Source organism: Mesorhizobium sp. Primo-A, assembly GCF_003997175.1.
GTDB lineage: Bacteria > Pseudomonadota > Alphaproteobacteria > Rhizobiales > Rhizobiaceae > Mesorhizobium > Mesorhizobium ciceri.
Genome location: NZ_RZTG01000011.1, coordinates 261999 through 288875, shown reverse-complemented (window position 1 = coordinate 288875; position 26877 = coordinate 261999). Strand labels below are relative to the sequence as shown.

Sequence of the window (26877 nt, the reverse complement as noted above, 5' to 3'; positions counted from 1 at the left end):
CCGAAGCTGCTCTATTTCTGGTTCCATTTCCGGATGACCGGCTCGCTCAAATCATGCTCGTAGCCGAGCACGCTGATGCTGGCCGTATCGAGCACGAGCAGCGCGCCGCCCTCCGGCGGCAGCCCGATCCAGCGCGCCGCCAGCACGCGCAGAAAATGCGCGCTGGAAAACACCAATATGCTGGCATTGGCCTCGCGCAGCCCAGCGATAATCCTGTCGGCCCGCGCGCCGACATCGGCCGCCATCTCGCCCTTTGGACACCCATCGCGAAACACATTCCAGCCGCGGCGCTCGGCCAGGATCTGTTTTGTCGTCAGCCCCTCATAGGCGCCATAGTCCCACTCCTGCAGATCGTCCTTCTTGACGCTCTGCGCGCCGAAGCCGGCCAGTACGCTGGTGTTGTAGGCGCGCTGCGACGGGCTCGACCATACGGCCGAAAAAGACAGGCCCTCGAGCCTGTCCGCGAGACCCCGCGCGGCGGCCTCGCCAACCGGGGTCAACGGCATGTCGGTGCGGCCGGTATGCTGCCCCGAAAGGCTCCATGCCGTTTCACCATGCCGGACCAGATGGATTTGCGGATACGGGTTGCTCATGGACTGCCTTTCAATGTCACCGGCACCTTAGGCGACGATGCGGCAAAGGGGAATCCGCTTGGTACAAGACTGCGTGGTCGCCTGGCCTTGATCCGCGGCGGGGCCGGCCCTGTGATCGGCCCGAGGCCGCAACTATATCAAGGCCAGCCCTCCACAAGGCTCCCGCCACCTCAAGGGCATCGGCCCTTGCGCAACAGGTCATGTCATCATGTACAAACATTTGCTCATCGCCACGGACGGATCGGAACTGGCCGACAAGGGCGTTACCCACGGCCTGACATTGGCCAAGGGCCTCGGCGCCTCTGTTACTTTCATCACCGTCTCCGAACAATTCCCGATCTTCGCCTGGGGCGGCGCCATGGCCGGCTACGCCGCCGGCGATGAACTGGCCGCCTATCAGGAAGAAGCGCGCAAATACGCCAAGGAAGTTCTCGACAAGTGCAAGGCATCGGCCGACGCCGCCGGCGTCTCGGCGGAGGTCGTGCATGTCGAGGACAAAAGGCCCGCCGAAGCCATTCTGGAACTGTCGCAGGCCCTGGGCTGCGACCTGATCGTCATGGCTTCGCACGGCCGCCGCGGACTAGGCAAGCTGCTCCTCGGCAGCCAGACGGCGGAAGTGCTGTCCTACACGGAGATCCCGGTGCTGGTCGTGCGGTAGGGCTACTACGGATCGCATGCTCCATCGAAGCGGGTAATGACAATGTCGTTACGCTGTGCTAGATATGCGCAACGAAGGAGCCGTCCATGCCAACGTCACATCATCCGGTGCCGAAGAGCGTTCCGCTCAACATCCGCGTCAAGCCGGAAGTTCGCAATCTGATCGACCGCGCAGCCGAATTGCTCGGTAAGAATCGCACCGACTTCATGCTTGAAGCCTCGCAACGCGCCGCTGAGGAAGCGTTGCTCAACCGTCTCGTGTTTACCGTCGAACCGGATGTCTACGCTGCGTTTCTGGCACGCCTCGACGCGCCGCCGCAGCCCAACGACCGATTGCGCCGCACGATGACGACAAAGGCTCCGTGGGAAGCTGCGTGACGCTGTCGGTCCCGGTTCCACTCGCGGATCATCACGAACTCGGGGAATTTTCGTCGGGCATTACAGCGCTCGACGATTGGTTGAAAAAACGTGCTCGCACCAATCAAGCGGGCGGTGCATCCCGGACCTATGTGACTTGCAAAGGCAACCGTGTGATTGGCTACTATGCCGTTGCCAGCGGCGCCGTGAAAATGGTCGAAGCTTCCAGCCGTTTCCGGCGCAACATGCCCGATCCGATCCCCGTCGCAGTGCTAGGCAGGTTGGCCGTAGACCAAGCCTATCACGGTCGGGGCATCGGTCGGGCGCTGGTAAGGGATGCCGGTCTACGAATTCTCCAGGCTGCTGAAATACTGGGCATCAAAGGCATAGTGGTGCATGCGATTTCCGACGATGCCCGAGCTTTCTACATCACCATCGGGTTCGAGCCCTCGCCGGTCGAGCCGTTGACACTCATGGTCACGCTCGCTGATCTCAGCGAAAGCATTGGCTGACGACTTCCTGCCAGTGCTCTGGGGAAGTCCGGCGCCTAGAACACCAACTCCCCCACGAGATAGACCCCAAGCGCCAGCAACCCCGCGAAGAACACTTTGCGGAAGGTCTCGACGCTCATCTTCTGGCGCAGCGCCTGGCCGGCGAACATGCCGGCCAGCGCCGGCACAAGGGCTGCGACCGACCCCACCAGTTGCGCACTCGGCGACGCCAGGGCGCCTGCCTTGAACAACCCGATGGCGAGCGCCGCCGTCGACACGGTGAAGGACAGGCCGAGCGCCTGGATCAGGTCTTCTTTCTCCAGCCGCAGCGACTGCAGATAGGGCACCGCCGGGATGACGAAGACGCCGGTGGCGCCGGTGACCAGCCCGGTCGCCACCCCGACCAGCGGTGACATCAAGGCTTCGCGGCGCGCCGGCGTGGTGAAGCCGGCTTTGGCGAGGCCGAGGATCGCATAAAGCACCAGTGCGGCGCCCAGCCCCACTGAGGCCGCGCCCGTATGCGTGCCGGTCAGCAGGCCGGCGCCGGCAACGGTGCCGAGCATCACGCCGGCCATCATCGTCCACAGCCGCTTGCACAGCCGGGCGAAGGACGGGCCGGTCAGCAATTGCCAGAGGTTGGTAACCAGCGACGGGATCAAGAGCAGGGCAGCCGCCTGCGCCGGCGGCATCGTCACCGCCAGCAGGCCCATCGCAACGGTCGGCAGGCCCATGCCGACGACGCCCTTGACGAAGCCGGCGGCGAGGAACACGGCGCCGATCCAGGCGAGGATGCCGGCGCTCAGCATGATCGTATCTTCAGGGCCGGATCAGTCATGCAGCAGCATATCGGTTGCGTCGGCATCCGGGCTGGCGGCCTTTGCCGGCGCCGCATCGCGGCTGGTGGATACGACCGTCGCCGCGCATCCCCGCAGGCCTGATCCCGCTCGCGCCATGGCAAGGCCGGCCACCGCAATGGCCAGCACGATCGCCGTGCTTTCAAGAATGCCGAGCCGGCCTGATGTTCGTTCGTTCATCGCAATTCTCCTTCGAAACTGTTTGACGAAAATCCTGGCCGATCACAATGTGGAAGTTGCGCTGCCAGCCTTCGGCCACGACGAAGGCTGGTTGGCCGACCGCCTTCCCGGCGCTGAATATTCGCAGGAGCAAGAGAATGCGCTTCGATCTGGTCGATCTCCGCCTGTTCCTGCTGGTGGCCGAACGCGGCAGCATCACCCATGGCGCCGAGCTTGCCGGACTGGCCCTGGCGTCGGCCAGCGCCCGCATCAAGGGCATGGAGGAGCGGCTCGGCGCGCCGCTGCTGGAGCGCCGGCGCCGTGGGGTGGTGCCGACGGCGGCCGGACAGGCGCTGCTGCATCATGCGCGCGCGGTGCAGAACCAGATCGAAGCGATGACCGGCGACCTCGCCGCCTATGCCACCGGCCTGCGCGCCCGCGTCCGGCTGATGGCCAACACCGCCGCCACAGCCGAGTTGCTGCGCGAGATCCTGCCCGCCTTCCTTGTCGCGCATCCCGGCATCGACATCGAGCTCGACGAGCGCCCCAGCCATGAGATCGCGCAAGCCGTGGCCAGTGGTGCGGCCGATCTCGGCATCGCCGCCACCTGGGCCGGCCTTGCGCACCTCGAGCAGAAACCGTTCTTCATCGACCGGCTGGTGGTGATCGCCGCGCGAAACCGGCCCGGCCTTGAAGGCCGCACCGTCAACCTCACTGAGCTTCTCGGCGAATCTTTCGTCGGCCTCAGCACCGGCCATGCGCTGCAGGAGCACATCGCCCGCCAGGCGGCCCGCCTTGGCGGCCATCTGCATATCCGCATCCACGTTCCCGGCCTCGACAATGTCTGCCGGCTGGTCGCGCAAGGTGCCGGCATCGCCATCGTGCCGGAAAGTGCCGCCCGCCGCTCGGCGCGGACGCTACGCACACTGCGGCTGACCGATGACTGGGCAACGCGCCAGCTCAACCTCTGCGCCCGCCGCTTCGACGAGTTGACACCGCAGGCAAAATTGCTCGCGACAGCGCTGGCGTGAGCCGGACAGCGAGCACCTATCCCCATCAGCGCTGAATCATTGCCTTGCTTTTCAAATGTTCGTGACGTAGCTTGTTTGCACATTGGCAAAAAAATCGCCAAACTTTTTTCCTTTTGTGAAAGACGGGGACTTTGCGGGAACATCTCGATCTGACCGATCGGCGGCTGGTCAAACAGCTGTCGCAGGACGCCCAGCCGGGCATCAACCGGATCGCCGAGATATTGGCGATTTCGGTGCCGACGGTGCGCTCGCGGCTGCGCAACCTGCTCGACCGCAACCTACTCAAGATCGTCGGGCTGCTGAACCTGACCGAGCGCCCCGAGCTGATCTCCGCCATTGTCGGCATCAATGCCCAAGGGCGCGGCCGGGCCCGCGAACTGGCGCAGCGCATTGCCGAACTGCCTTTCGTCAATTCGGCCTCGGTGGTCACCGGACGCTTCGACATCATCGTCGACGTGACGGTGGCCGGTGACGTCGCCGATCTCTACCGCGTCACCAGCGAACTGATCCCCGGCGCCGGCGAGCCGGGCGAAGTGGTGCGCAGCGAGACCTTCGTCGTCATGGCGTCCTGCAACAAATGGGTCAGCCTGCCGGAAGGCTGCTGGTCGGACGACCGCAAGGAGCCGGCATGAAGATCGCGGTTCTCGGCGGCCTCGGCCTGCAAGGCCGGGCGGCAATCGCCGACCTCGTCGCCAGCGACGGCGTCGAGGAAATTGTCTGCGTCGACACCGCGCCGGACGGCCCTGCCCGGCTTGCCGGCCTGACCGATCTTGCCCGCGTGCGCTTCGTGGTGCCTGAGGGCGCGATCGGCCAGGCCCTGGCCACTGTGCTTGATGATGTCGACGCCGTCATCGACCTGTTGCCGCAGCCGCTGATGCGCGAGGCGGTAAAGGCCGCGATTGCCACGCGCACGCCGCTGGTCACCACCAATTACGCCAAGTCGATCGCCGACCTGGCGCCGGCCGCCGAACAGGCCGGTGTCTCGATCATGACCGAATGCGGGCTCGACCCCGGCATCGACCTCGTGCTCTACGCGCGCGCCGCCAGGCAGTTCGACTCGATTTCTTCGATCGATTCCTATTGCGGCGGCATCCCCGAGCCGCAGGCGATGGCCAAGCCGCTGTGCTACAAGGTGAGCTGGAATTTCGACATGGTCCTGGTCAGCCAGAACCGCGACAGCGTGATGATTGAGGACGGGAACCGTGTCGCGGTGCCTGCCGGCCAGCAGCACGACAATCCGTTCATCCATGAAATCGAGGTTGCCGGTCTCGGCAGGCTCGAAGCCTTCCCCAATGGCGACGCGCTCCACTATGTCGAGATGCTGGACGCCGCAAAAGGGCTGCGCCGCTCCGGCCGCTACACACTGCGCTGGCCGGGATGGTCGGCCTTCTGGGCGCCGTTGAAGGAACTCGGTTTCCTCTCTGAGGACAAGGTGCCCGGCACCTCCAACAGCCCGCGCGAATTCCTTGGCCGGCTGCTCGGCCCGCAATTGCAATACGGCCCCGGCGAAAAGGATCTTTGCGTGATGCGCAATGTCTTTTCCGGCCTCGAAGGCGGCCGCGCCAAGACGGTGACGTCGGACCTGATCATCGAACGCGATCTCGTTTCCGGCCTGTTCGGCATGAGCCTCGGCGTCGGCTATCCCGCCAGCATCGTGGCGCAGATGCTGGCGAGGGGCGAGATCACCAGACCCGGCTTTTTGAACCCGCTGCTGGATGTGCCCGACATCAGGTTCTTCGATGAATTGGCCAGGCGTGGCATCACGGTTTCCGAGACGGTGGCACGGGACTGAGGCGAAAGATTTTCGAACGGTGGCTGCCGCCGGCAACGGCGCTGCCGCTCAAAAAGGAGCCCAAGGAGAACCGCGGGCAGACATTAACGACAACAGGGAGGAATACCGAAATGAAGATTGCCAGACTTTTCATCGCCGGAAGACTTTTCATCGCCGGGCTTGCGCTCGCCGGGCTCACCGCTGCGGCCAGTGCGGGTACGCTCGACGACATCACCAAGCGCGGCGAATTGCGCGTCGCCGTGCAGACCCAGGGACCGCCCTTCTCGCTGGTCGGCGCCAATGGCGAACGCACCGGCAGTTCGGTCGAACTGGCCGAACTGATGGCCAAGGAAATGGGTGTGAAAATCACCTTCCTCGACTTCGACTGGGATGGTTTGATCCCGGCGCTGCTGTCGGGCAAGGCCGACCTGCTGGTCGCCGACATGACACCGACGCTGGCGCGCGGCATGAAGGTCGCGTTCACCACGCCCTACATGTACACGGGCAGCACCGTCTTCACCAAGGCCGACAGCAAGTTCAAGACCACCGAGGACTGCAAGGCCAAGGGCACCAAGATCGCCGTGCTGCTCGGCGCCACCGGCGAGAAGGAAGCCAAGAACGCCTTCCCCGATGCCGACATCAAGAGCTACAAGGGTGGCGGTCCGCTGCTGCTCGACGCCGTCAACAACGGCCAGGCCGACTGCGGCGTCAACGACGTCTCGGCGGTCAAGGGCCAGTCGACCGCCTATCCGGCCGGCACCTTCACCATCATGCCGGACCTTCTGTCGAAGGAGCCGCTTGCCTTCGCCACCCGCTATGATGAGCCGGACCTGTTGATCTGGATGAACCTGTTCCTCAACCAGGTCACTATCGACGGCCGCCTGCAGAAGAACCTCGACTACTGGGTCAATTCCGACGCCTGGAAGAAGGATCACTAAGCAGCGATAAATCCAGGCGGTTTCGCGCGCATCTTAAACGCCGCGAAGCCGCCCGGAATTTCGTTTCATCTGTCGTTGCCTGCGCTCTGGGGATTTCACCCAACGATGCTCGAAAATTTCAGTTTCCGCACCATCGTCGAATACCTGCCGTTGTTCGGACAGGGCCTGGTCACGACCGTTTGGCTGTCGGCGCTGTCCTTTGTCGGCGCGCTCATCGTCGGCATCGTGCTGTGCGCCATGAATCTGCAGCGCGGCTGGCTGTTTCGCGCCCCGGCCAAGGCCTATATCGATGCGGTGCGTGCCACGCCCTTGCTGGCGCAGCTCTATTTTCTTTATTTCGGCCTGCCCCGGCTCGGCTTCGTTCTGCCGGAACTCGTCGTCGGCATCCTCGCGTTGTCGCTGAACAGCGGCGCCTATATCGCTGAAATCATTCGCGCCGGCATCCTGTCGATCCCGCGCGGCCAGGTCGAGGCCAGCGTCGCTTCGGGCATGACCTATGTCCAGCGCATGCGCCTTGTCGTCCTGCCGCAAGCCTTCAAGGTGACGATCCCGCCGCTGCTCGGCCAGGCGATCGTGCTGGTCAAGGATTCCGCCCTTTTGTCGCTGATCTCGGTTTCGGAACTGACACGCGCCGGTCAATTGCTCGCCTCCGACCGCTTCATGCCGGCGGAAGGCTTCCTCACCATCGCCGCCTTCTATCTGCTGCTCTATTACGGCCTGAAAGGACTGGCTGGGCTCTCCAGCCGCTGGCTCGGCACAGCGGGGGCGCGGACATGATCTGGCAACAACTGCAAAGCCTCGCCGGCTCCTATCCACTGGCCCTGCGCGGCCTCGGCATGACCGTGTTGCTGTCGCTGATCAGCCTGGTGCTCGGCACGCTGCTCGGCTTCGCCCTCGGCATCCTGCGGACCGGCGGCAACCGTCTGATCTCGGGTTTGATCGGGGCCTGGGTCGACCTGATCCGCGGCACGCCGTTCCTGGTGCAGATCTTCCTGATCTTCTTCATCCTGCCTGAGTTCGGCATCGAACTCGATGCCTTCACCGCCGGCATCATCGCGCTGACCAATCTGGCTGCCTGCTTCATCTGCGAGATCGTCGTCGCCGGCATCCGCTCGGTGCCGACAGGCCAGGTCGAGGCGGCACTGGCGTCCGGCCTGTCGCGCTGGCAGCGCATGCGCCAGGTGGTGCTGCCGCAGGCGATGCGCATCGTGCTGCCGCCATTGGTCGGGCAGTATGTGCTGCTGATCAAGGATTCTTCTGTCGTCTCGGCCATCGGATTGACCGACCTCACCCGCGTCGGCTGGCTGGTGGTGCAGCGTGTGCCCAACGGCCTGCTGGTGTTCTTCCTCGTCGGCGTCGGCTATTTCATCGTCTGCTATCCGCTGATCATGCTGGCCCGCCGGCTGGAGCAGCGCATGGGCGCGGCGCATGCCGAGGTGCAGTTGTGACTTCCAACCCCAAAGGTCCAGAAAACATGACCAAAACGGGCCTTGCCAAAACCGGCATGATCGACTTTCGCGGCGTCAACAAATGGTTCGGCTCGCTCAACGTGCTCAAGGACATCACGCTCAGCGTCGAACCGCGCGAAGTGGTCGTCGTCTGCGGCCCGAGCGGCTCGGGCAAAAGCACTCTGATCCGCTGCGTCAACGGCCTGGAGGCGATCAAGGACGGCGATCTCGTCGTCGACGGCCAGCGCCTGGGCGACCCCGCCACCAACATGACCCAGCTGCGCACCGAGATCGGCTTCGTCTTCCAGTCGTTCAACCTCTACCCGCATAAGACGGCACTCGAAAACGTCACGCTCGCCCCCATCCATGTCCGCAAGATCCCGCGTGCCGAAGCCGAAAAGGCCGGCCGCGAATTGCTGGCCAAGGTAGGCCTCGCCGACAAGGTCAATGCCTATCCAGCACAGCTCTCCGGCGGCCAGCAGCAGCGCGTGGCGATCGCGCGTTGCCTCGGCATGCGGCCCAAAATCATGCTGTTCGACGAGCCGACCTCGGCGCTCGATCCCGAGATGATTTCCGAAGTGCTCGACGTCATGGTCGCGGTCGCCGAGGAAGGCATGACCATGATGGTGGTGACGCACGAGATGGGCTTTGCCCGCAAGGTCGCCCAGCGCGTGGTGTTCATGGACGCTGGCGCCATCGTCGAAAGCGGCACGCCCGACGAGTTCTTCTCACACCCCAAGACCGACCGCAGCCGCGCTTTCCTGAGCAAGATTCTGCGGCACTAAAGGCGGGCGGTCAGGTCGCCTCTTCCGCGCTGCCGCCAATCGCAAACGCTGCCGGGCCGCCGCGCCGCCTGAGCAGCGCGATGGCGAGGAAGGCGATGACGCCGCTCGCGGCGACGACCACCAGCACCCACAGGGAATTGGCGACCGATGTCCGCGCCATCATGAAGGCGAGCGCGAACGGCGCAAAGGCCGAGGTGAACTGACGGGCAGCGCTCGCCCATCCCAGCCGCGCGCCATAGCCTTCGCGGCCGAAGAGTTCGAGCGGCAAGGTGCCGCCGACGATGCTGGTGAGGCCGGAGCCGAGGCCGAACAGGAACACGAACACGAAGGCGCCGGGCAGCCATGGCGTGGTCAGCAACAGCGCACACAGCCCGGCCGTGAGCAGTGACGCGGCAATGACGGCAAGGTGCGTCTGCTGCAGCCGCCCGCCAAACAGCATGTTGATCAACCGGCTGGCGACCTGCGCCGGCCCGAACAGGGTCGAGACGAAGAGGCCTGCGGTGCCGAGCCCAAGGGCCGCCGTCAGCGGCACCATGTGGATGAGGATCGCCGACAGCACGAAGCCTTCGGTGGCGAACCCCGCCAGCATCAGCAGGAATGCGGCCCGGCCGCGCCGCGCATCGAGCGGCATTCCCGCTTCATCGGGGGCGGAGCCGCGCTCATGCGGCGTGACCGTTGCGTGGCGACGCGACAGGCGCATCAGCCAGGCGTGGATCGGCAGGCATAGGCCGAGATTGAGAGCGGCGAACAAAAGGTAGACCTCGCGCCATGTGAGATGCGCATGCAGCGCCGAGGTCAGCGGCCAGAACAGGGTAGAGGCAAACCCGGCGATCAGCGTCAGATGGGTGATGCTGCGTTGCGGCCGGGGAACCCCGACCTGCACGATCAACACGAAGGCAGCGCTGTAGAGGACGAAGCTGGAGGCCAGTTCCATCGCCAGCAATCCCAGAACGAAGCTCACGCGGCCGGGTGCGACGGCGCACAGCGCCAGCGCCACAGCCGCCGCGACCGAGCCGACGGTCATGAGGCGGCCGGCGCCGAAGCGGTCGGCCCACCGCCCGGCAGTCGGCGCGAACAGGCTGCCGGCAAACAGCGAGGCCGACAGGGCTGCGAATACCCAGCCTTCCGTGAGCCCGAACTCGCGTGCCATTGCCGGCGCCAGCATCGAGAAGCTGTAATAGAGCGTGCCGTAGCCGATGATCTGGGTCAGCCCAAGCGCCCAGATCGCCTTGCGCAGGACGGACCGGTCAGGCATCGATGCCGGCCGATACGGCTCTTCTCGGCTCGGCATCGGTTGCGCAGCCGCAACCCGATGCGCCGGTTGCCTTGGCGTCCGCATCCCTGACGCAGCAGGCATCGACAGCGGCGGGAGCAGGCCCGCCACAGCAGCCGGCGCTTTCCGATACCGTCGCGACACCGACGGCACTGCACACGCCGGTCTCCGGCAGCACCAGCCGCACCTCGCGGGCCGCGGCATGGTCTCCGGCAATATCGGCCACCACCGAGCGGACCTGCTCGTAGCCGGTCGCCATCAGGAAGGTCGGGGCACGGCCGTAGGATTTCGAGCCGACGATGGTGAAACCGGGTTCGGGATGCGCGAGCTCCGCAATGCCATGCGCGGGAACCGTGCCGCATGAGTGGAAGTTCGGATCGATCAGCGGCGCCAGTGCCGGCGGCGCTTCGACGACGGGATCGAGCGCGATGCGGATTTCGCCGAGGAACGACAGGTCTGGCCTGAAGCCGGTGGTGACGACGATGCGGTCCACGGCCATGCTGAACGGCTTGCCGGCGAGGTGGGCGTCGACGGCAAGCTTCTCGCCTTGCGTCTCGATGCGGTCGACGGCGAAGCCCGTCAGCATGTTCAGCCTGCCGTCCGCCATCGCCTGCCTGGCGGCCAGCCCGAGCGCGCCACGTTCCGGCAACTGGTCGTTCAGCCCGCCGCCGAGCAATCTCTCGATGCTGGCGTGCCGCAGCGCCCAGAAGATTTCGGTGCCAGGCACGCCATCCTGCAACTCCATCAGCGCCAGCGCGACGTTGATGGCCGAGTGCCCGCCGCCGATGACCAGGATGCGCTTGCCCGCATAGTCTTCTCTCGCCTTGCCGACCACGTCGGGAATGCCATAGGCGATGCGTGCCGACGCCTTGCCTTCGCCGGCAACCGGCAGCCCGTCGATGCCGATCGGGTTTGGCCGCCACCATGTTCCGGATGCGTCGATGACGGCGCGTGCGAGAAAGCGGTGCTCACCGCCGCCATCGCGGTAGCGGATGACGAAGGGCGCGTCCTTGCGGCCGTCATTGGCGACCTTGTCGTGCCCCTGACGGGTGATCGCGGTGACCTCGGCGCCGAGCTTCAGATTGGCGGCGATCGCCGGAAGCCGGCCAAGCGGCGCCAGATAGTCGCGCACGATCTCGCCGCCGGTCGGCAGGCCCTGGCTGTCCGGCGCCGTCCAGCCGGAGCGGTCGAGCAGCGCCCGCGCCGCCGCGTCGATGTTGTATTCCCAAGGCGAGAACACCCGCACATGGCCCCATTCGAGCAGTGCGGCCCCAACGCTTTCGCCGCGCTCCAGGATGAGTGGACAGATGCCGCGCTCGACCAGATGCGCCGCGGCGGCAAGGCCGACCGGGCCGGCGCCAATTACCGCGACGGGAAGATCTGTCATCATGTCCATAGGTTCGATCCTTCCGGTATCTTCGAATTATACGCGCAGAAAAATCAGGCCAGTGCTTTGCCGACGGCGGGCGCACAGGCGTCGGCGCAGCACTCGTCGGCGAGATAGCCGATCAGCGCATTCATGCCGGGATAGTTGGCGCGGCAGATCAGCGTCGTCGCTTGCCGTTCCTGCGTGACAAGCCCGGTATCGACCAGCCGTTTGAGGTGATGCGACAGCGTGGAGGACGGAATGTCGAGCCTGCCCTGGACGCTGCCGACGGCAAGCCCGTCATCACCGGCCCGCACCAGGATGCGATAGAGCTGAAGCCGCGTCGGATTGCCGAGCGCTTCAAGCTGCGCGGCTGCTTTTTCGAGTCTCATGGAAATAAGCTACGCAGCACTTTTCGCGCCGTCAACCCAATTTCGAAAATTATGGAAATAGCGTCAACCGGGGCGCTTGCCCGAGGCGTAAATGACCACCTCGCCATCCTCCTTGGTGAACGTGCCGATGTCCGGATTGGGCAGAATGTCCAGCACCTTTTCCGACGGCCGCGCCAGCACGACGCCGAGCGGACTGACGACGATCGGCCGGTTGATCAGGATCGGATGTGCCAGCATGAAATCGAGGATCTGCTGGTCGGACCATTTCGGGTCGGCAAGGCCGAGTTCGGCATAGGGTGTGCCCTTCTCGCGCAGCAGGGCGCGCGGTGTAATGCCCATCGCCGCGATCAGGTCGACCAACCTTTCGCGCGATGGCGGCGTCTTCAGATATTCGATCACCTCCGGCTCCTCGCCCGACTGGCGGATCATGGCCAACGTGTTGCGCGACGTGCCGCAATCGGGATTGTGGTAGATGGTGATGGTCATTTCGAGGTCCTCTCAGCCGACATGGTATTCCGGACGGCGCCGCCCATCTCGTACCAGCCCTTGCTGCGGTTCACGATCCACACCACCGACAGCATGACCGGAACCTCGATGAGCACCCCGACCACAGTGGCAAGGGCCGCGCCAGAATTCAGCCCGAACAGCGCGATCGCGGCGGCCACCGCCAGCTCGAAGAAGTTCGACGCGCCGATCAGCGCCGATGGTCCAGCCACGCAGTGTCGTTCGCCGCTGAGGCGGTTGAGCAGATAGGCAAGACCGGAATTGAAATAGACCTGGATCAGGATCGGCACCGCCAGCAGCACGATCACCAATGGCTGCGCGATGATCTGCTCGCCCTGAAAGCCGAACAGCAGCACCAACGTCGCCAGCAAGGCAACCAGCGACAGGGGCTGCAGCGTGGCAAGCAGGGCCTCAAGCCCGGCCTGTCCCCTCGCTGCCAGCAGCCGGCCACGAACCAACTGCGCGACGATCACCGGCGCGACGATGTAGAGTGCGACCGACAGCATCAGCGTGCCCCATGGCACGGTGATCGCCGACAGGCCGAGCAGCAGGCCGACGATTGGCGCGAAAGCAACGATCATGATAGCGTCGTTGAGCGCTACCTGCGACAGCGTGAAATTCGGCTCGCCGCGCGTCAGGTTCGACCAGACGAAAACCATCGCCGTGCACGGCGCCGCGGCAAGGATGATCAGCCCGGCAATGTAGGAATCGATCTGCACGGCGGGCAGCCACGGCCGGAACAACCAGCCGATGAAGAGCCAGCCCAGCAGCGCCATCGAGAACGGCTTCACCGCCCAGTTGATGAACAGCGTCACGCCGATGCCGCGCCAATAGGTGCCGACCTTGGCCAGCGAGGCGAAATCGACGCGCAAGAGCATCGGCACGATCATCAGCCAGATCAGCACGGCGACAGGAATGTTGACCCTGGCGATCTCGGCCAACGCGATGGCGCCGAACACGCCCGGCAGCAGATGGCCAAGCGCGATGCCCGCGACGATGCACAGTGCCACCCACACCGTCAGATATTTCTCGACGAAGCCGATGCCGGGCCGCACCGCCTCAGCTGTGTTCAGAGCATGATCGGTCATGATGGCTTCCTTGTTCGAACGGCGCGCGGCGGACAGTCACAAGCCCCTCAGCAGTCACAGGTCACGGCATTGATGACCGGGCGGCAGAGCTCCGGCGCGCCATTGCAGCAATCTTCCATCAGATAGGCCAGCAGGTCGCGCAAGCCGGTCATGTCGGCGACATAGCGCACGGTCCTTCCGTCGCGTTCGGGACGGATCAGCCCGGCATGGGCGAGCACCTTCAGATGCGCCGACATGGTGTTCTGGACCGTGTCCAGCCTCGTTGCGATCTCGCCGGCTGGAATGCCTTCCGGGCCGGCACGCACGAGCAGCCGGAAGACATCCAGCCGCGTCTCCTGGCCAAGTGCGGCCAGCGCGTTCAAAGTGCCCTTCCTATTCATATATCCGAATCCTTGGATTTATGGATTCGTGAATATCGACTCCCCCGCGATCTGTAAAGGATGTCCGCCGCTATGATGTGACGGCAAGCACCTTTCCCGTATCGTGCTGGCGCACGAAGTCCACCCGGGCACCATCCCAGTGGTAGCTGTAGTGGCGGCCCTGCACTGGAATGGCAATGACATCGGGCCAGAAGATGCCGATGCAGCCGCCGCCCGGCATGCGCACGCTGTTCCACACCAGCCCGTCGCTGCCTGCTGCCCGCAGCGCCCGCCCTTCCGCCTGCGAGGCGGAATAGTCGTCCGGGTCGAGCACGCCGGGCACGGCGTTGACGTCATCGAGGTCGCGGTCGACGTTGCCGATCAGCACGCGGAAATCCGCCGTCCAGCCCGGCCCTTCGTTGGTGGCGCGCATGAATTTCTGATGGTGGTGAATGGTCTCGGCCAGCGCCACCTCCTCGCTGTCACCCGCATAATAAATCCCGTAGCTGCCATCCGAGAAGCGGCCTGGTCTGAGCGTCGAGCAATGCACGAAGGGCGCCATCACGAAACTGGCGCCGGGGCCGGAAATCCGCCTTGCGGCCGAAACCTTGCCGAGATCGCCGATCTCGAACCTTATGCGTGGGTTTGTCTTCGCCTCGACGGCGGCAAGCGCCTCCCAGTCGCGCGGGTCGGCAATGTCTTCGAACAGGTCGATCGGTGGGTGGATGGAACGGATGATGCGGAAGGTCTGGTGCCAGTCGACGCGGCGACGGACCGCAAGCCCACTCACCATGCACCACGCTCCGCATCGAGCCATTCGCGCATCGCCGAGAGATCGGAGATTTCGCCGCGCAGCATCAGGTCGAGCGCCGACTGGCCGCCAAAGGTGGCATTGGGCTTGCGGATCCAGGCATAGCCGCGCGCCGGTTCCGTGAAGAGGTAGCGCAGGCCCTTGTGGATGCCCATCAGATGCGCCATGCGGGTGCGCAGGTCGCGGTCGATCCTGCCGATGCCACCTTCCTTCGCCCCAGTCTTCCAGCGTGCCCAGGTGCGCGCCGACATACCGCCGAGCAGGATGCAGGCCTCCAGGTCGGTGAGGTTCCAGGCCTTGAACAGATTGACCGTTGTGCGCGCCAGCGCGCCCGCTTCTTCATCCGAGATAGCGGCTCCGAACGTGGCCGGCGTGGTGACGATGGATTGAAGCTGCATTGCGTTCACCTTGCTGATTGGCAGATATATAGCATGTATTTGCCAATTGGCAAGAATGCGGAGATGGCAAGGCTTGGCTGCAAAATGAAAAGGCGCGGCCCACACCGCAGGCCGCGCCCTTTATTGCATCACACTGTACGGTGCCTACTCAGCCGCTTCATATCCCGCGATGCCCTTGATCTCGAGGAAATCCTCAAGTCCGTATTCGGCATATTCGCGGCCATTGCCCGACTGCTTGTAGCCGCCGAACGGCAGGCCGGCGTCCCACTGGGGATAGTTGATGTAGACATTGCCGGTGCGCATGCGCGCCGCGACTTCGCGCGCCTTCTTCATGTCCTTGGCCTGGATGTAGGAGGCGAGGCCATAGACGGTGTCGTTGGCGGTCTCGACCACCTCGTCGACGCTGTCATAGGGCATGATCGCCAGTACCGGCCCAAAGATCTCCTCGCGCGCGATGCGCATGTCGTGGGTAACGTCGGCGAACACCGTCGGCCTGACATAGTAGCCGCGGTTGAGTTCGGCCGGACGGCCGGGGCCGCCGGCGACCAACGTCGCACCCTCGTCGATGCCGGCCTGGATCAGGTCCTGGATCTTGTCGAACTGAACTTGGCTGACGACCGGGCCGAGCTTGGTGCCGGCAGCGTCGGCCGGACCGACGGTGAATTTTTCCGCCGCAACCTTGGCATAGCCGGCCGCCTCGTCATGGCGCTCGCGCGGCACGAACATGCGCGTTGGCGCGTTGCAGGACTGGCCGCTGTTGCTGAAGCAACCGGCCACGCCCTTGCTGACCGCGCTTGCGAGGTCGACGTCGGGGAACAGAATGTTGGCCGACTTGCCACCAAGCTCCTGATGCACGCGCTTGACCGTGTCGGCAGCGGCCTTGGCCACCAGGATGCCGGCGCGGGTCGAACCGGTGAACGACATCATGTCGATGTCAGGATGGCTGGACAACGCCTGGCCGACGCCCGGTCCGTCGCCATTGACGAGGTTGAAGACGCCCTTCGGCACGCCGGCCTCGTCGAGGATCTCGGCGAAGATGATGGCGTCGAGCGGCGCGATCTCGGATGGCTTGAGCACCATGGTGCAGCCGGCGGCGAGCGCCGGACCCACCTTGCAGGTGATCTGGTTGAGCGGCCAGTTCCACGGCGTGATCAGCCCGACGACACCGATCGGCTCCTTGACCACGAGATGATTGCCCTTCACGTGGCGGAATTCGAAAGCCTTCAGCGTCTCGGCCATTTTGGTCAGATGCGCCAGCCCAATGCCGACCTGGCTGTCCAACGCCATCTGGCGCGGCGCGCCCATCTCGCGCGACACGGCAACCGCAAGATCGCCACTGCGCTTCTTGTAGACCGCGATGATGCGATTCAACAGGTCGAGCCGCTCGCTAACTTCGGTGAAACCAAAGCCGTTGAAGGCGCGCTTGGCGGCAGCCACCGCCTTGTCGACATCGGCCTTGGAGCCGAGCGAAATCTGCGCAAAAGCGTCCTCATTCGAGGGATCGATGACGTCCAATGGGTTGGGCACAACAGGATCGACCCACGCGCCATCGATGTAGAACTGCAGATTGTGTGACATGGTTTTCTCCTTGGCCGCATGGTCGCGCCGGGCCGTCATATCTGGCTGGAGATAACGATGCACAAACGCCGCTGTCAAACACAACCCCCGAAGTGGTTGAGCCAGTGCGGCAGTGATTGAGCCAGAGCGGTTGGGCAGCAACCGGCTTGGTGAGGATGGACTACAGCAAGGTATGCCCGGCCTCGACCAGAAACCGCCTCGCCGCGGCCTGATCCGTGGCTTTCACCAGGAGATGGTCGCCATCGAAAGTGGACACCACGAAGATGCCCAACCCGTTTTCCGACAACGGCCTGATGACCGACAGCACGATACCGGTTTCGTCGAAGGCGAACGGGCCCAGGAGCTTGAAGGCCACCCAGTCGATATCCTGCTTGACGGCATGCGGCACGCGGTCCTGCAGGCAAACGATCGAAAGCTCGTCGTCGGTCCTTGTGATGCTGACGAAGCCTGGTCCGTCCGCCCAACCGGGAATGGTTTCGCCCGCCGCCAGCCGGGAAACCGCGTAAGACCCCGGGAGTTGCTTAAGCTTGACCTTGGCAGCCATTATCGAAATCCTTCCTCAGATCGCCGGTGATCCCGCTAGCCTCTTGCTCATATAGACCGTCATGCCGCCCATGAACGGCTCGTCCCGATCCACTATGTAGCCCTGCCTCTTGTAGAGCGATACGTTCGCCTCGAACGCGCCATTGGTCAGCAGGCGAAGCTCGTCGCGGCCCGACTCGATCGCCTTGCGCTCGGCCCACTCCAGCAACAGCCGGCCAATCCCCCTGCCCTGCGCATCCGGTGCGACACAGACATTCTCGATCCACAGATGATCCTCGGCCAGCATGGTTTCAATCATTCCCACGATCCGATCATCCTCGACGGCGAGATCGAACGGATGCTCGGCAACAGCCTTCTCGTAGTCGGCGCGCATCGGCAGAGGCTCGCGGCCGATCACCGCTACCCATTTGGCATAGGCGGCGCGCACGATATCCCGGATCGCGGCGGCGTCAGCGGGCGCGGCCGGCCGAAGCCGGATGGAAGAATTGTTGGTCATCAAACTGCTCCAGACATGAAAAATCCCGCCGGCGGTTTCGCGGGCGGGGCTGGAAACGAAAGAACCGGGTCTATCCTGCCGGTCTTTGTCGTCGCGCAATCAGCTTGCCGCTCCGCACTGTGCAGGGGCGACGTCGCTTGGTGTTGGCGGGCGCGAAAACGAACATGGCGCCAAGTTGGAACAGGAAGCGCGGCGATGTCAAGGCGACCGCTCGATCGACAGTGTCTCGCATCGGCGACAAGGTTCTGGTCCTCGCGCCCGCAGGGCATAGAATCGCTATATGCTTTGTGCCAACGGCAGCTAATCGATGGGCAAACTATGACCGGGACGCTGAACAAAGCGGTGCGGATGGTGGCCATCCTGAACCTGGCCTATTTCGGGATCGAATTTGCCGTAGCCGTTTGGATCGGATCGGTATCGCTGTTCGCGGACAGCATCGATTTTCTGGAGGACGCATCCGTCAATCTCCTGATCATGGTCGCGTTGGGCTGGACCGTCCGCAATCGAGCGCGGCTCGGAATGGCGCTGGCCGGGATACTTCTGATCCCCGCATTGGCGACCCTTTGGACAGCCTGGGAGAAATTCAACATTCCAATTCCGCCAGCTCTCGTTCCGCTAACGCTCACGGCGGCTGGCGCGATGCTCGTCAACCTGTCGTGCGCGCTCATGCTCGCTCGCTATCGCCATCACAGCGGCAGCCTCACCCGCGCCGCCTTCCTGTCGGCGCGCAACGACGTCCTGGCCAATGTGGCAATCATTGCCGCTGCCCTGGTCACCGCATTCGTGTGGAATTCGGCCTGGCCCGATATCGTCATTGGGCTGGCAATCGCCGTCATGAATGCGGATGCTGCCCGCGAGGTTTTCACGGCCGCAAGACGCGAGTTCGCAGAAGGCCAAATTTCAAACTGAAACGCTGCCACCCGATCCGCGCACGATCCCCTCAACTCCTGCGCCGTCGGCCGGAATGGCTACCCGGTCGTCGAGTGCCCTCAGCCTGCGCCTGGCTCTAGCGATCGATCCTTGCTTCCTGTTGCGGAGAATAGCGCGCTCCCTGTACGGCGATCGCCGAGACCGCGTTCTCGATGTCGGCAGTTCGCCGTCAGCGCGACAGTGACCGATCCGATGTTCTCTTCGAGGCGATTGAGCTTGGTGGTGCCGGGGATCGGAACGATCCAGGGCTGTATCTGCCAAGCGCGGGAGCGATATCGGAGAATGGGCTTTTCAGCCTTGGAACATCGGTCATGTTGGTCTCCTTCGTAGAGTTCGGGCGTTGAACTCGGCGCCACGCGCCGATACCTGGTCAAATCCCGTATTGTTCGTCGCTGACATGCTCCAACCAGTCGACGACCTTGCCGTCGAGCGCTTCGGCGATAGCGATGTGGCTCATCGCCGTGGTCGGCGCGGCGCCATGCCAATGCTTCTCTCCGGGCGCGAACCAGACGATGTCGCCGGGCTGGATCGATTCGATCGGGCCGCCCTCGCGCTGCGCCAGGCCGGCGCCCGAGAGGACGATCAGCGTCTGGCCGAGCGGATGCGTGTGCCAGGCGGTGCGCGCGCCGGGCTCGAAAGTCACGGTGGCGCCGCCGACCCGGGCGGGCTCGCTGCCCTTGAACGGCGCGTCGATGCGCACCGCACCGGTGAAATAGTCGGCCGATCCCTTGGCCGAGGCCTGAGAGCCGTTTCGCGTGATGTCCATGGTTTTGTCCCTTCCTGGCAACAGCCATGACACGACCGCCCGGCTTTAGAGACGGCCGGAGGTGCCCGGTGTGATAACGCCTATCTAGGGTCTGCGATTGGTGCCGATTAGGTGCTATATCCAGCATGATCTTATGAAGGGGGCTCATGAATGCCACGTGACAACCTGAACGAGCTAACCGCCTTCCTCGCTGTGGCGCGCGAGGAAAGCTTCACCAGGGCGGCGGCCAAGCTCGGGGTTTCCCAATCGGCGCTCAGCCACACGGTGCGGGCGCTGGAGGAGCGGCTGGGTGTACGGCTCCTGACCCGCACCACGCGCAGCGTGTCGCCCACCGAAGCCGGGGAGCGGCTGCTTCGCACCGTCGGGCCGCGGCTGGACGAGATCGAGACCGAGCTCATTGCCTTGAGCGCATTGCGGGAAAAACCCGCCGGCGCCATCCGCATCACCGCCGGTGAGCACGCCGCCGATGCGGTCCTGTGGCCGGCGATCGCCCCGCTGCTGCCCGACTATCCCGACATCAAGGTCGAGATCATCGTCGACTATGGACTGACCGACATCGTCGCCGAGCGCTTCGACGCCGGCGTGCGGCTGGGCGAACAGGTGGCGCGCGACATGATCGCGGTGCGCATCGGCCCCGACATGCGCATGGCGGTGGTCGGCTCGCCAGCCTATTTCGCTACCCGACCAAAGCCGCGCACGCCGCAGAACCTGACCACCCACAATTGCATCAATCTGCGGCTGCCCACCTATGGCGGGCTCTATGCCTGGGAGTTCGAGAAGGCCGGACGCGAGCTGAAGGTTCGGGTCGAAGGCCAGCTTGTGTTCAACACGGCCGCTCTGCGCATGAACGCGGTGCTCGCCGGCCTCGGCCTTGCCTATCTGCCTGAGGAGCAGGTGACGGCCCATCTGGCCAACGGCCGGCTGGTGCGTGTGCTCGCCGACTGGTGCGGGCCCTTCCCCGGCTACCATCTCTATTACCCCAGCCGCCGGCAAGCCACGCCGGCCTTCTCGCTGCTGGTCGACGCGCTGCGCTACCGGGGCAAGGAGTAAGTCGGTGAGCAGCTTCCACCCGGCTTTGACTCGCCGCCGCCTGCGGTGACTATCCCCGGAAATGGTCGCGGAACCATTTCCGCGGCACCGCGTTCACTGCGGTTAACTGGAACTCCTATACGTGGCGCAAGTGACGAAAACCTCGAGCTCGACCTTTGATCTGCCCCACCAAATCCTCGATAATCTTCCCGTAGCAATCTACACCACCGACACCGAAGGCAAGATCACCTATTTCAATCGGGCCGCGGCAGATTTCGCTGGGCGCGAACCCGAGCTCGGAAAAGACCAATGGTGTGTGACGCACAAGCTGTTCACGACCGACGGTGAAGTGTTGCCGCATGACCAATGCCCGATGGCTGTCGCGCTAAAGGAGAACCGGCCGGTCAGAAACCAGTCGGCTATCTCCCAACGCCCGGACGGCACGCGTGTGCCGTTCCTTCCCTATCCCACACCGCTTCATGACGAGCAGGGCAGACTGGTCGGCGCCGTCAATATGCTGTTCGATCTCACTGACCGCCATCATGCCGACGAGGCCAGGCATCATCTGTCAGCCATCGTGGAGTCTTCCTTCGATGCCATCGTCAGCAAGGATTTGAACGGAGTCATCAGGAGCTGGAACTCAGCCGCCCAACGTCTGTTCGGTTACACCGCCGACGAAGCAATCGGAAGGTCGGTAACTATGCTGATACCGGACGACCATTTGGACGAAGAGCCGCGCATATTGGAGCGCATCCGCAAAGGCGAGCAGGTCGAGACCTACGAAACCATCCGCCGCCGCAAGGACGGCAGCCTTGTGCCCGTATCCCTGACAATCTCGCCGGTGCGCAACGCCGTCGGGCAGATCGTCGGCGCCTCGAAGATCGCCCGCGACATATCAGTAGCCAAGGAGAACGAATATCGCATCCGCATGCTGATGCGCGAGGTCAACCACCGGGTGAAGAACCAGTATTCCGTCATCATCTCGATGATCCGGGAGACCAGCAAGCGGTCATCGACGCCGGCCCAGTTCGAACGTCAGGTGCGCGAGCGCATCATGGCGTTGTCGCTCTCGCATGACCTTCTGGTTTCCGGCGACTGGAAGGGCGCCACGATCTTCGAACTGCTGCTTGCGCAGGCCAAACCGTTCGGCAACGAGGAGCGGATCTCAATGTCGGGCCCTTCCCTGACGCTGAGCCCCAATGCCGTCCAGTACCTCGGCATAGCGTTTCATGAACTCGCGACCAATTCCGCTAAATACGGCGTCCTTTCGGCCGCAGAGGGAACGATAACGGTGCAATGGAAGGTAACCGGACTGGTCGGCCAGAAACAGTTCCAGCTGATCTGGAAAGAGAGAGATGGTCCTGAAGTACAGACGATCGGCCATGGTGGTTTCGGCAGCGTGGTGCTGCGGCGCGTCGCTCCAGCCGCGGTGAGCGGCACCGGTGTTCTCGAGCATGATAGCCACGGTGTCACCTGGACGCTGCAAGCACCGTTGACCCAACTTGAGGCCTCGGTTGACAGCGAGCACGTTGATCAGCGTGCGTTGGACCAGGTGATGAGCGGACACGAATTCGGAATTGTTCCCTGAACTTGGGCACTGGCAACAGGACTACGGCCCGCTATGTGTTGCTTTTATTGTACGTCCTGGCCTTCAGCCCTGTCGCAATATGGCGGGCATCAGCACCGGAGCCATCGCCGTGACCGTGACCGACCTCTATCGAGGCTACATCGCCTGCCTCAACAATCAGGACTGGCAGAAGCTGCATCGCTTCGTTCATGACGAGGTGCACTACAATGGCGACCGCGTCGGACTGTCGGGTTACCAGGACATGCTGGAGCGCGATTTTCGGGAAATCCCAGACCTCTATTTCGATATCCAGTTGCTGATCGCCGAACCGCCGTTCCTAGCCAGCCGGCTTCAGTTCAACTGCACGCCGAAGGGAACCTTCTTCGGGCTCCCTATAAACGGCAGGAAGGTGTCCTTCAGCGAGAACGTCTTCTATGAATTCCTCGACGACCGGATCAGGAACGTCTGGTCGGTGATCGACAAGGCCGCGATCGAGGCGCAGCTTTAATCCAGGTCGCCCAGAAAGCGACGTCTGCGCGGCAGCGCCCGTGGATCGTTCGTAAAAATCGATCATTCTAACGAAAATAATTCGTTGGAAAGATTGGTTTAGGAATGGCATTCTCCCGGCATACTCGCCTGGAGCATTGCATTGTCTTCCGTTTCCCACTTCGCGAACGATATTCCAAAAAGCGCGTTTCCTGCCGATGTCGCGCAAGGGCGAAAATCCCTTAGCTGGAATGGCATCGTCCCCGGCATCGTGCTGGTCACGATGATCACTGCCGTCGCCTTCTCGGCGCGCAATGTTTCCGGCTTCGCGCTGTTCAGTCCAATGATCCTCGCCGTCGTCGCCGGCATGATCTACTCCAACGTGCTCGGCACGCCCGTGCACGCCAAAGCCGGTATCGCATTCTCGCAAAAGCGCCTGTTGCGCTTCGCCATCGTGCTGCTCGGCTTCCAGCTGACGCTCGGCCAGGTGGTCTCGATCGGCGCTGGCGGCGTCGGCATTGTCGCGGCGACGCTTGGCGCCACCTTCGTTTTCACCATCACGCTTGGCCGGCTGATCGGCGTCGACGCCAAGCTGGCGCAGTTGATCGCCGCCGGCACCTCGATCTGCGGCGCTTCGGCCATCGTCGCCACCAACATCGTCACCGATGCGCGCGACGAGGACGTCACCTACGCCGTCGCCTCGATCACCTTGTTCGGCACCGTCGCCATGCTCGGCTTCCCACTCATGGCGCCCATGCTCGGCCTCGACCAGCACGCTTTCGGCCTGTGGGCCGGCGCCTCGATCCACGAGGTGGCGCAAGTCATCGGCGCCGGCTTTCAGAACGGCACCCAGTCCGGCGAGATCGCCACCGTCGCCAAGCTGACCCGCGTCGCCATGCTGGCGCCGATGGTCGTCGCGCTCGGCCTGATGGCGCGCGGCAGGAGCAGCAGTGAGGTGGCGGCGCGGCCGCCCATGCCGTGGTTCGTCGCCGCCTTCGTCGCTGTCGTGGCGTTGAACAGCTTGGTCACGGTGCCCACCGAGATGAAATCGGCAATGGCGCTCGCCACCACCATCATGCTGACCATGGGCCTGGCCGCCATGGGCCTGCAGGCCGACATCTCTCAGCTGCGCTCGCGCGGCCTGCGCCCGCTGGCGCTCGCCTTCTCGGCCTTCCTGTTCATCGGCTGCTTCAGCCTGATGCTGGTGAAGTTCGCCTGAGCTTGATCGCCGGCACGCAGACGGCACAAGCGAGTTTGGGAATCAAATCACATCGGCTACGGTCTGCCGCGCATCAACACGCGAGCCCGCACCCGATCCATGCCGTTTGTTCCCTTACCCTTCGTCGTCGCCCTGTCGCTGTTCATCCTGCTTTGGGTCGTCGCCAGCCGCCAGGATGAGGCAGCACCGAACCTGCCGTTTCTCGCCCTGATCCTTGTTGCAGCGTTGCAATCGGTGCTCACCGGACTGCGCTGGGGCTATGGCATCAGCGAAGTCGGCTATATCGCCCCCGTATCCGCCGCGATCATGCCGTCTCTGCTCTACGCCGGCGTATCGAGCCTGGTTCGCACCAGCGACCGCCGGTGGCCGGCCCTGCTGGGGCTCCACGCGACACCCGCGGTCATCATCATCATGCTGATAATCTTTTGGCGCGAGGCGATCGACGTGGCGCTGACATCAATCGATTTCACCTACGCCGCCGCCATTCTCTGGCTGCTTCGCTCCGGCGCCGACGGGCTTCGCCTTGCGCCCTTCGACGGCGCGGTCCCGGTCTACAGGGCCATCCTTTTCGCGGCAGCTACGCTGTGCCTGTCGGGAGCCGTCGACATGCTGGTGTCCTTCGATCTGGCGTCGGGACATGGCGCTCGCGCGGCAACCGTGATCGGCATCGGCAATCTTTTCATGCTCGTCATTGTCGGCATGGCGGCGGCTGCGGCCAGCCAAAGCCATGTCCCGCTCAATGCCGCCGAGCCCGTCGAGACTTCGTCCCCACCCGACGCCGGCGAGAACGCCGATGCGATCGCCAGGGTCAACGAGTTGATGCAGGAGAAAAAACTATATCGCGACGCCAATCTCAACCTCAACCGGCTTGCCCGGCGCGCCGGAATTCCAGCACGGCAGATCTCAATGGCGATCAACCGGGCCACGGCCAGGAACGTCTCGCAATATGTCAACGGACACCGCATCACCGAGGCCTGCCGGCTGCTGAGCGAGACCGATCAGTCCGTGACGGAGATCATGTTTGCGGTCGGCTTCCAGACCAAGTCGAACTTCAACCGCGAATTCCGCCGCGTCACCGATATGACCCCGCTCGCCTGGCGGGACCGGAACGCGCCTGACGCGGCGCCCTCGCTTGCGAACCGGCGGGCGGCTGAAATCGGCAGCGCCGTTCCGCACTGAACGGTACTCAATCGCGATAAAGCACGTCCTTGATCGCGATCAAGGTCGCGGACTTCGCTCCGATCCGCTGACATTGGGTCGCTAACACTGCAATCGAACATGACCGCCAGCTTGCCCGGACGCTGTAGCCTCCGGCCTTGCCACCTATAGGGCGCGTTCGACAACGGAGATTTCAATGAAATTCTGGACTATGCTCTGCGCCGTCGCTGTTTCCACGGCGCTCATGCAACACCCCGCAGACGCCGGCGACAATGTCGGCGTTCGTCAGTTCCCTGCCCCATCCAAGGAGCGCGGCATCGATCTCGATGTGACGGTCTGGTATCCCGCGCAACCGGGCGGCGAGATGGTTATATCAGGCGACACCGCGCTTTTCGCCGGAACGGCCGCCATGCGCGATGCGCCTATCGCTGGCGGAAAATTCCCGCTTATCCTGCTTTCGCATGGCGCTGGCCTGGCGGGAACCCCACACGCCCTGAGCTGGATTGCAACGCCTCTGGCCAGGCAGGGATTCGTCGTCGCCGCTCCCACACACCCGGGAAATACGGGGAAAAACAGATCCGCCGCCGAGACGATGAAACTCTGGTTGCGGCCCGCCGATCTCACGGCTGCCCTGACCGCGACGGCGAAGGACGCTTTCTTCGCAGGGCACCTCGAACAAGGCAAAGTAGGCGTCCTCGGTCTTTCCATGGGCGGCAACACGGCGCTGGCGATAGCCGGTGCCCGCATCGATCCGAAATTGCTGGCGGCCTATTGCGATACGGACCTGCTCAATGCCTCGCTCTGCGACTGGGTCAGGCAAAGCGGCGTCGATCTTCACGCCATGGATTTGCAGGCCGCCGGTCGGGACAACCGGGATGAGCGCATTCATTTCGCCATGGCGATCGATCCTGCCCCATCCGATGTCTTCGATGTCAAAAGCTTTGCCGGTATCAAAATTCCGGTCGCTATCGTCAATCTTGGCCGACCAGGAAAGATTCCCGTGACCGCCGACGCATCCGAGATCGCAAAAGCAATTTCAAAGGCGAGCTATGCGACGATCGCGGATGCGAGCCACTACAGCATGTTCGGCGAATGTAAGCCCGGCGCTGCCGGCATCATTGCGGCCGAACAGATCGGCGACCCGGTTTGCGATGACGGTGGAGCACGATCGCGCGGTGATATTCACGCGCAACTGATCGACATGACGATTGCAGCTTTCAATCGCGCGCTGAAGACCGAGCCGTAGGACGCAGCTCAGTCCTCGAACGAACTCGCCGCGGCATAGATCGCCGCCAGCGTCTCGATGCCGGCCTGGTCGGCCTTGTCGAAGCGGCCGGGCAGCGGGCTGTCGAGATCGAGCACGCCGAAGACGCCTTCATCGTCCTCGAGCAGCACCACCAGTTCCGAGCGCGAATCGGCATCGCAGGCGATGTGGCCGGGAAAATCATGCACGTCCTTGATCAGCATCGAGGTGCCGAGTTCGACCGCCGTTCCGCACACGCCCTTGCCGACGGCGATGCGCACACAGGCCGGCTTGCCCTGGAAAGGCCCGAGCACCATTTCCTCGTCCGACTGCAGGAAATAGAAACCGGCCCAGTTGAGGTCCGGCACCATCTGGAAGATGAGTGCTGCGGTGTTGGCGGCGTTGGCGATCGAATCGCGCTCACCCTCGAGCAGCGCCTTCAATTGGGTGGCGAGGTCGCGGTAGAACGCGGGCTTGTCTGAGGTGTCGATGGCCTTGGCCGCAAACATGAACGTGTCTCCGTGTCGGGGATGGCGGTTCGTCCGATCGCTTGCCAAAGTCCGGCGAGCTCCGCAACCAGACGGCCG

33 protein-coding genes are annotated in these 26877 nt (G+C 63.8%); 17 read left to right on the top strand and 16 right to left on the bottom strand.

Going from position 1 to position 26877, the window contains the following annotated elements; all coding sequences use genetic code 11:
• Positions 1-11 precede the first annotated feature (11 nt).
• Positions 12-593, bottom strand: coding sequence for a histidine phosphatase family protein (locus tag EOC83_RS21860; protein WP_063168650.1), 582 nt, complete (start codon positions 591-593; stop codon positions 12-14).
• Between the two features lie 208 nt (positions 594-801).
• Between EOC83_RS21860 and EOC83_RS21855 the strand changes: the two genes are divergently transcribed.
• The 3 genes from EOC83_RS21855 (at position 802) to EOC83_RS21845 (ending at position 2119) form a co-directional block, all read left to right on the top strand.
• Positions 802-1251 (top strand): universal stress protein, encoded by a 450-nt coding sequence (locus EOC83_RS21855; RefSeq protein WP_027160859.1) that lies wholly within the window; start codon positions 802-804, stop codon positions 1249-1251.
• A gap of 86 nt (positions 1252-1337) precedes the next feature.
• Positions 1338-1628: a DUF1778 domain-containing protein gene (locus EOC83_RS21850; protein WP_013530564.1), complete on the top strand. Its 291-nt coding sequence runs from the start codon at positions 1338-1340 to the stop codon at positions 1626-1628.
• Positions 1625-2119, top strand: coding sequence for a GNAT family N-acetyltransferase (locus EOC83_RS21845; protein WP_063168651.1), 495 nt, complete (start codon positions 1625-1627; stop codon positions 2117-2119). Before EOC83_RS21850 ends, EOC83_RS21845 begins: the two co-directional genes overlap by 4 nt.
• A gap of 35 nt (positions 2120-2154) precedes the next feature.
• Here the strand turns inward: EOC83_RS21845 and EOC83_RS21840 are convergent, their stop codons facing one another.
• A complete protein-coding gene (locus tag EOC83_RS21840) occupies positions 2155-2904 on the bottom strand; it encodes a sulfite exporter TauE/SafE family protein (RefSeq protein ID WP_063168652.1) in 750 nt (249 codons plus the stop codon).
• Positions 2905-2925: 21 nt separating this feature from the next.
• On the bottom strand, positions 2926-3132 hold the full coding sequence (locus EOC83_RS21835) for a hypothetical protein (protein WP_063168653.1): 207 nt from the start codon (positions 3130-3132) through the stop codon (positions 2926-2928).
• 137 nt (positions 3133-3269) lie between these two features.
• Here EOC83_RS21835 and EOC83_RS21830 point away from each other — a divergent pair, with 137 nt between their 5' ends.
• The 7 genes from EOC83_RS21830 (at position 3270) to EOC83_RS21800 (ending at position 9084) form a co-directional block, all read left to right on the top strand.
• Positions 3270-4142, top strand: a complete 873-nt coding sequence (locus tag EOC83_RS21830) for a LysR substrate-binding domain-containing protein (protein ID WP_063170296.1) — start codon at positions 3270-3272, stop codon at positions 4140-4142.
• Between the two features lie 131 nt (positions 4143-4273).
• Positions 4274-4774 (top strand): Lrp/AsnC family transcriptional regulator, encoded by a 501-nt coding sequence (locus EOC83_RS21825; protein WP_024501775.1) that lies wholly within the window; start codon positions 4274-4276, stop codon positions 4772-4774.
• Entirely contained in the window at positions 4771-5934 is a 1164-nt protein-coding gene (locus EOC83_RS21820; RefSeq protein WP_063168654.1) for a saccharopine dehydrogenase family protein, read from the top strand. Before EOC83_RS21825 ends, EOC83_RS21820 begins: the two co-directional genes overlap by 4 nt.
• A 110-nt stretch (positions 5935-6044) precedes the next feature.
• Entirely contained in the window at positions 6045-6851 is an 807-nt protein-coding gene (locus EOC83_RS21815) for an ABC transporter substrate-binding protein (RefSeq protein ID WP_013530558.1), read from the top strand.
• A gap of 105 nt (positions 6852-6956) precedes the next feature.
• The gene (locus EOC83_RS21810) at positions 6957-7628 is read left to right on the top strand and encodes an amino acid ABC transporter permease (RefSeq protein WP_013530557.1); all 672 of its coding nucleotides are present in this window, start codon (positions 6957-6959) and stop codon (positions 7626-7628) included.
• Positions 7625-8299: an amino acid ABC transporter permease gene (locus EOC83_RS21805; protein WP_063168655.1), complete on the top strand. Its 675-nt coding sequence runs from the start codon at positions 7625-7627 to the stop codon at positions 8297-8299. Before EOC83_RS21810 ends, EOC83_RS21805 begins: the two co-directional genes overlap by 4 nt.
• A gap of 56 nt (positions 8300-8355) precedes the next feature.
• Positions 8356-9084, top strand: a complete 729-nt coding sequence (locus tag EOC83_RS21800) for an amino acid ABC transporter ATP-binding protein (RefSeq protein WP_024501778.1) — start codon at positions 8356-8358, stop codon at positions 9082-9084.
• A 10-nt stretch (positions 9085-9094) separates the two neighbouring features.
• Here the strand turns inward: EOC83_RS21800 and arsK are convergent, their stop codons facing one another.
• The 11 genes from arsK to EOC83_RS21745 all read right to left on the bottom strand — a co-directional run bounded on the left by arsK (position 9095) and on the right by EOC83_RS21745 (position 17892).
• On the bottom strand, positions 9095-10339 hold the full coding sequence (gene arsK / locus EOC83_RS21795; protein ID WP_063168656.1) for an arsenite efflux MFS transporter ArsK: 1245 nt from the start codon (positions 10337-10339) through the stop codon (positions 9095-9097).
• Entirely contained in the window at positions 10332-11753 is a 1422-nt protein-coding gene (locus EOC83_RS21790; protein WP_082826512.1) for an NAD(P)-binding domain-containing protein, read from the bottom strand. The genes arsK and EOC83_RS21790 overlap by 8 nt, the downstream gene beginning before the upstream one ends.
• A gap of 44 nt (positions 11754-11797) precedes the next feature.
• Positions 11798-12115, bottom strand: a complete 318-nt coding sequence (locus tag EOC83_RS21785; protein WP_063168657.1) for a metalloregulator ArsR/SmtB family transcription factor — start codon at positions 12113-12115, stop codon at positions 11798-11800.
• Between the two features lie 63 nt (positions 12116-12178).
• The gene (gene arsC, locus EOC83_RS21780; RefSeq protein ID WP_063168658.1) at positions 12179-12601 is read right to left on the bottom strand and encodes an arsenate reductase (glutaredoxin); all 423 of its coding nucleotides are present in this window, start codon (positions 12599-12601) and stop codon (positions 12179-12181) included.
• On the bottom strand, positions 12598-13662 hold the full coding sequence (gene arsB / locus EOC83_RS21775) for an ACR3 family arsenite efflux transporter (protein ID WP_164747183.1): 1065 nt from the start codon (positions 13660-13662) through the stop codon (positions 12598-12600). The genes arsC and arsB overlap by 4 nt, the downstream gene beginning before the upstream one ends.
• 92 nt (positions 13663-13754) lie before the next feature.
• Entirely contained in the window at positions 13755-14087 is a 333-nt protein-coding gene (locus tag EOC83_RS21770; RefSeq protein ID WP_013530549.1) for a metalloregulator ArsR/SmtB family transcription factor, read from the bottom strand.
• A 70-nt stretch (positions 14088-14157) separates the two neighbouring features.
• Complete coding sequence (locus tag EOC83_RS21765) at positions 14158-14859, bottom strand: RES family NAD+ phosphorylase (protein ID WP_063168660.1); 702 nt, start codon at positions 14857-14859, stop codon at positions 14158-14160.
• Positions 14853-15275 carry an MbcA/ParS/Xre antitoxin family protein gene (locus EOC83_RS21760; RefSeq protein ID WP_013530547.1) on the bottom strand — a complete coding sequence of 141 codons (423 nt, stop codon included), beginning with the start codon at positions 15273-15275 and terminating at the stop codon, positions 14853-14855. The genes EOC83_RS21765 and EOC83_RS21760 overlap by 7 nt, the downstream gene beginning before the upstream one ends.
• Positions 15276-15419: 144 nt before the next feature.
• Complete coding sequence (locus tag EOC83_RS21755; RefSeq protein WP_063170298.1) at positions 15420-16853, bottom strand: aldehyde dehydrogenase family protein; 1434 nt, start codon at positions 16851-16853, stop codon at positions 15420-15422.
• Between the two features lie 160 nt (positions 16854-17013).
• Positions 17014-17397 carry an ACT domain-containing protein gene (locus tag EOC83_RS21750; RefSeq protein WP_063168661.1) on the bottom strand — a complete coding sequence of 128 codons (384 nt, stop codon included), beginning with the start codon at positions 17395-17397 and terminating at the stop codon, positions 17014-17016.
• Between the two features lie 15 nt (positions 17398-17412).
• Entirely contained in the window at positions 17413-17892 is a 480-nt protein-coding gene (locus EOC83_RS21745) for a GNAT family N-acetyltransferase (RefSeq protein WP_024501788.1), read from the bottom strand.
• A gap of 318 nt (positions 17893-18210) precedes the next feature.
• Here EOC83_RS21745 and EOC83_RS21740 point away from each other — a divergent pair, with 318 nt between their 5' ends.
• Complete coding sequence (locus EOC83_RS21740; protein WP_063168662.1) at positions 18211-18801, top strand: cation diffusion facilitator family transporter; 591 nt, start codon at positions 18211-18213, stop codon at positions 18799-18801.
• A gap of 391 nt (positions 18802-19192) precedes the next feature.
• Here EOC83_RS21740 and EOC83_RS21730 read toward each other — a convergent pair whose 3' ends face one another.
• The gene (locus EOC83_RS21730; protein WP_027160872.1) at positions 19193-19588 is read right to left on the bottom strand and encodes a cupin domain-containing protein; all 396 of its coding nucleotides are present in this window, start codon (positions 19586-19588) and stop codon (positions 19193-19195) included.
• A 150-nt stretch (positions 19589-19738) separates the two neighbouring features.
• Between EOC83_RS21730 and EOC83_RS21725 the strand changes: the two genes are divergently transcribed.
• From EOC83_RS21725 to EOC83_RS21700, 6 genes are all read left to right on the top strand, one after another.
• Positions 19739-20638, top strand: a complete 900-nt coding sequence (locus EOC83_RS21725) for a LysR family transcriptional regulator (RefSeq protein WP_063168663.1) — start codon at positions 19739-19741, stop codon at positions 20636-20638.
• A gap of 121 nt (positions 20639-20759) precedes the next feature.
• Positions 20760-22205: a PAS domain S-box protein gene (locus tag EOC83_RS21720; protein ID WP_013530540.1), complete on the top strand. Its 1446-nt coding sequence runs from the start codon at positions 20760-20762 to the stop codon at positions 22203-22205.
• Between the two features lie 109 nt (positions 22206-22314).
• The gene (locus EOC83_RS21715) at positions 22315-22692 is read left to right on the top strand and encodes an ester cyclase (protein WP_024501791.1); all 378 of its coding nucleotides are present in this window, start codon (positions 22315-22317) and stop codon (positions 22690-22692) included.
• Positions 22693-22833: 141 nt separating this feature from the next.
• A complete protein-coding gene (locus EOC83_RS21710; RefSeq protein WP_063168664.1) occupies positions 22834-23889 on the top strand; it encodes a YeiH family protein in 1056 nt (351 codons plus the stop codon).
• 99 nt (positions 23890-23988) lie between these two features.
• Positions 23989-25068 carry an AraC family transcriptional regulator gene (locus tag EOC83_RS21705; RefSeq protein ID WP_063168665.1) on the top strand — a complete coding sequence of 360 codons (1080 nt, stop codon included), beginning with the start codon at positions 23989-23991 and terminating at the stop codon, positions 25066-25068.
• Between the two features lie 175 nt (positions 25069-25243).
• Positions 25244-26293: a dienelactone hydrolase gene (locus EOC83_RS21700; protein ID WP_063168666.1), complete on the top strand. Its 1050-nt coding sequence runs from the start codon at positions 25244-25246 to the stop codon at positions 26291-26293.
• Positions 26294-26301: 8 nt separating this feature from the next.
• Here the strand turns inward: EOC83_RS21700 and EOC83_RS21695 are convergent, their stop codons facing one another.
• Positions 26302-26799: a GAF domain-containing protein gene (locus tag EOC83_RS21695; RefSeq protein ID WP_063168667.1), complete on the bottom strand. Its 498-nt coding sequence runs from the start codon at positions 26797-26799 to the stop codon at positions 26302-26304.
• Positions 26800-26877 lie beyond the last annotated feature (78 nt).

Bases quoted from the DNA above. Each gene is read 5' to 3' on its own strand.
- EOC83_RS21860 (WP_063168650.1), bottom strand. From the start codon at position 593: ATGAGCAACCCGTATCCGCAAATCCATCTGGTCCGGCATGGTGAAACG.
- EOC83_RS21855 (WP_027160859.1), top strand. From the start codon at position 802: ATGTACAAACATTTGCTCATCGCCACGGACGGATCGGAACTGGCCGAC.
- EOC83_RS21850 (WP_013530564.1), top strand. From the start codon at position 1,338: ATGCCAACGTCACATCATCCGGTGCCGAAGAGCGTTCCGCTCAACATC.
- EOC83_RS21840 (WP_063168652.1), bottom strand. From the start codon at position 2,904: ATGCTGAGCGCCGGCATCCTCGCCTGGATCGGCGCCGTGTTCCTCGCC.
- EOC83_RS21835 (WP_063168653.1), bottom strand. From the start codon at position 3,132: ATGAACGAACGAACATCAGGCCGGCTCGGCATTCTTGAAAGCACGGCG.
- EOC83_RS21830 (WP_063170296.1), top strand. From the start codon at position 3,270: ATGCGCTTCGATCTGGTCGATCTCCGCCTGTTCCTGCTGGTGGCCGAA.
- EOC83_RS21820 (WP_063168654.1), top strand. From the start codon at position 4,771: ATGAAGATCGCGGTTCTCGGCGGCCTCGGCCTGCAAGGCCGGGCGGCA.
- EOC83_RS21815 (WP_013530558.1), top strand. From the start codon at position 6,045: ATGAAGATTGCCAGACTTTTCATCGCCGGAAGACTTTTCATCGCCGGG.
- EOC83_RS21810 (WP_013530557.1), top strand. From the start codon at position 6,957: ATGCTCGAAAATTTCAGTTTCCGCACCATCGTCGAATACCTGCCGTTG.
- EOC83_RS21805 (WP_063168655.1), top strand. From the start codon at position 7,625: ATGATCTGGCAACAACTGCAAAGCCTCGCCGGCTCCTATCCACTGGCC.
- EOC83_RS21800 (WP_024501778.1), top strand. From the start codon at position 8,356: ATGATCGACTTTCGCGGCGTCAACAAATGGTTCGGCTCGCTCAACGTG.
- arsK (WP_063168656.1), bottom strand. From the start codon at position 10,339: ATGCCTGACCGGTCCGTCCTGCGCAAGGCGATCTGGGCGCTTGGGCTG.
- EOC83_RS21790 (WP_082826512.1), bottom strand. From the start codon at position 11,753: ATGGACATGATGACAGATCTTCCCGTCGCGGTAATTGGCGCCGGCCCG.
- EOC83_RS21785 (WP_063168657.1), bottom strand. From the start codon at position 12,115: ATGAGACTCGAAAAAGCAGCCGCGCAGCTTGAAGCGCTCGGCAATCCG.
- arsC (WP_063168658.1), bottom strand. From the start codon at position 12,601: ATGACCATCACCATCTACCACAATCCCGATTGCGGCACGTCGCGCAAC.
- EOC83_RS21770 (WP_013530549.1), bottom strand. From the start codon at position 14,087: ATGAATAGGAAGGGCACTTTGAACGCGCTGGCCGCACTTGGCCAGGAG.
- EOC83_RS21765 (WP_063168660.1), bottom strand. From the start codon at position 14,859: ATGGTGAGTGGGCTTGCGGTCCGTCGCCGCGTCGACTGGCACCAGACC.
- EOC83_RS21760 (WP_013530547.1), bottom strand. From the start codon at position 15,275: ATGCAGCTTCAATCCATCGTCACCACGCCGGCCACGTTCGGAGCCGCT.
- EOC83_RS21755 (WP_063170298.1), bottom strand. From the start codon at position 16,853: ATGTCACACAATCTGCAGTTCTACATCGATGGCGCGTGGGTCGATCCT.
- EOC83_RS21750 (WP_063168661.1), bottom strand. From the start codon at position 17,397: ATGGCTGCCAAGGTCAAGCTTAAGCAACTCCCGGGGTCTTACGCGGTT.
- EOC83_RS21745 (WP_024501788.1), bottom strand. From the start codon at position 17,892: ATGACCAACAATTCTTCCATCCGGCTTCGGCCGGCCGCGCCCGCTGAC.
- EOC83_RS21740 (WP_063168662.1), top strand. From the start codon at position 18,211: ATGACCGGGACGCTGAACAAAGCGGTGCGGATGGTGGCCATCCTGAAC.
- EOC83_RS21730 (WP_027160872.1), bottom strand. From the start codon at position 19,588: ATGGACATCACGCGAAACGGCTCTCAGGCCTCGGCCAAGGGATCGGCC.
- EOC83_RS21725 (WP_063168663.1), top strand. From the start codon at position 19,739: ATGCCACGTGACAACCTGAACGAGCTAACCGCCTTCCTCGCTGTGGCG.
- EOC83_RS21705 (WP_063168665.1), top strand. From the start codon at position 23,989: ATGCCGTTTGTTCCCTTACCCTTCGTCGTCGCCCTGTCGCTGTTCATC.
- EOC83_RS21700 (WP_063168666.1), top strand. From the start codon at position 25,244: ATGAAATTCTGGACTATGCTCTGCGCCGTCGCTGTTTCCACGGCGCTC.
- EOC83_RS21695 (WP_063168667.1), bottom strand. From the start codon at position 26,799: ATGTTTGCGGCCAAGGCCATCGACACCTCAGACAAGCCCGCGTTCTAC.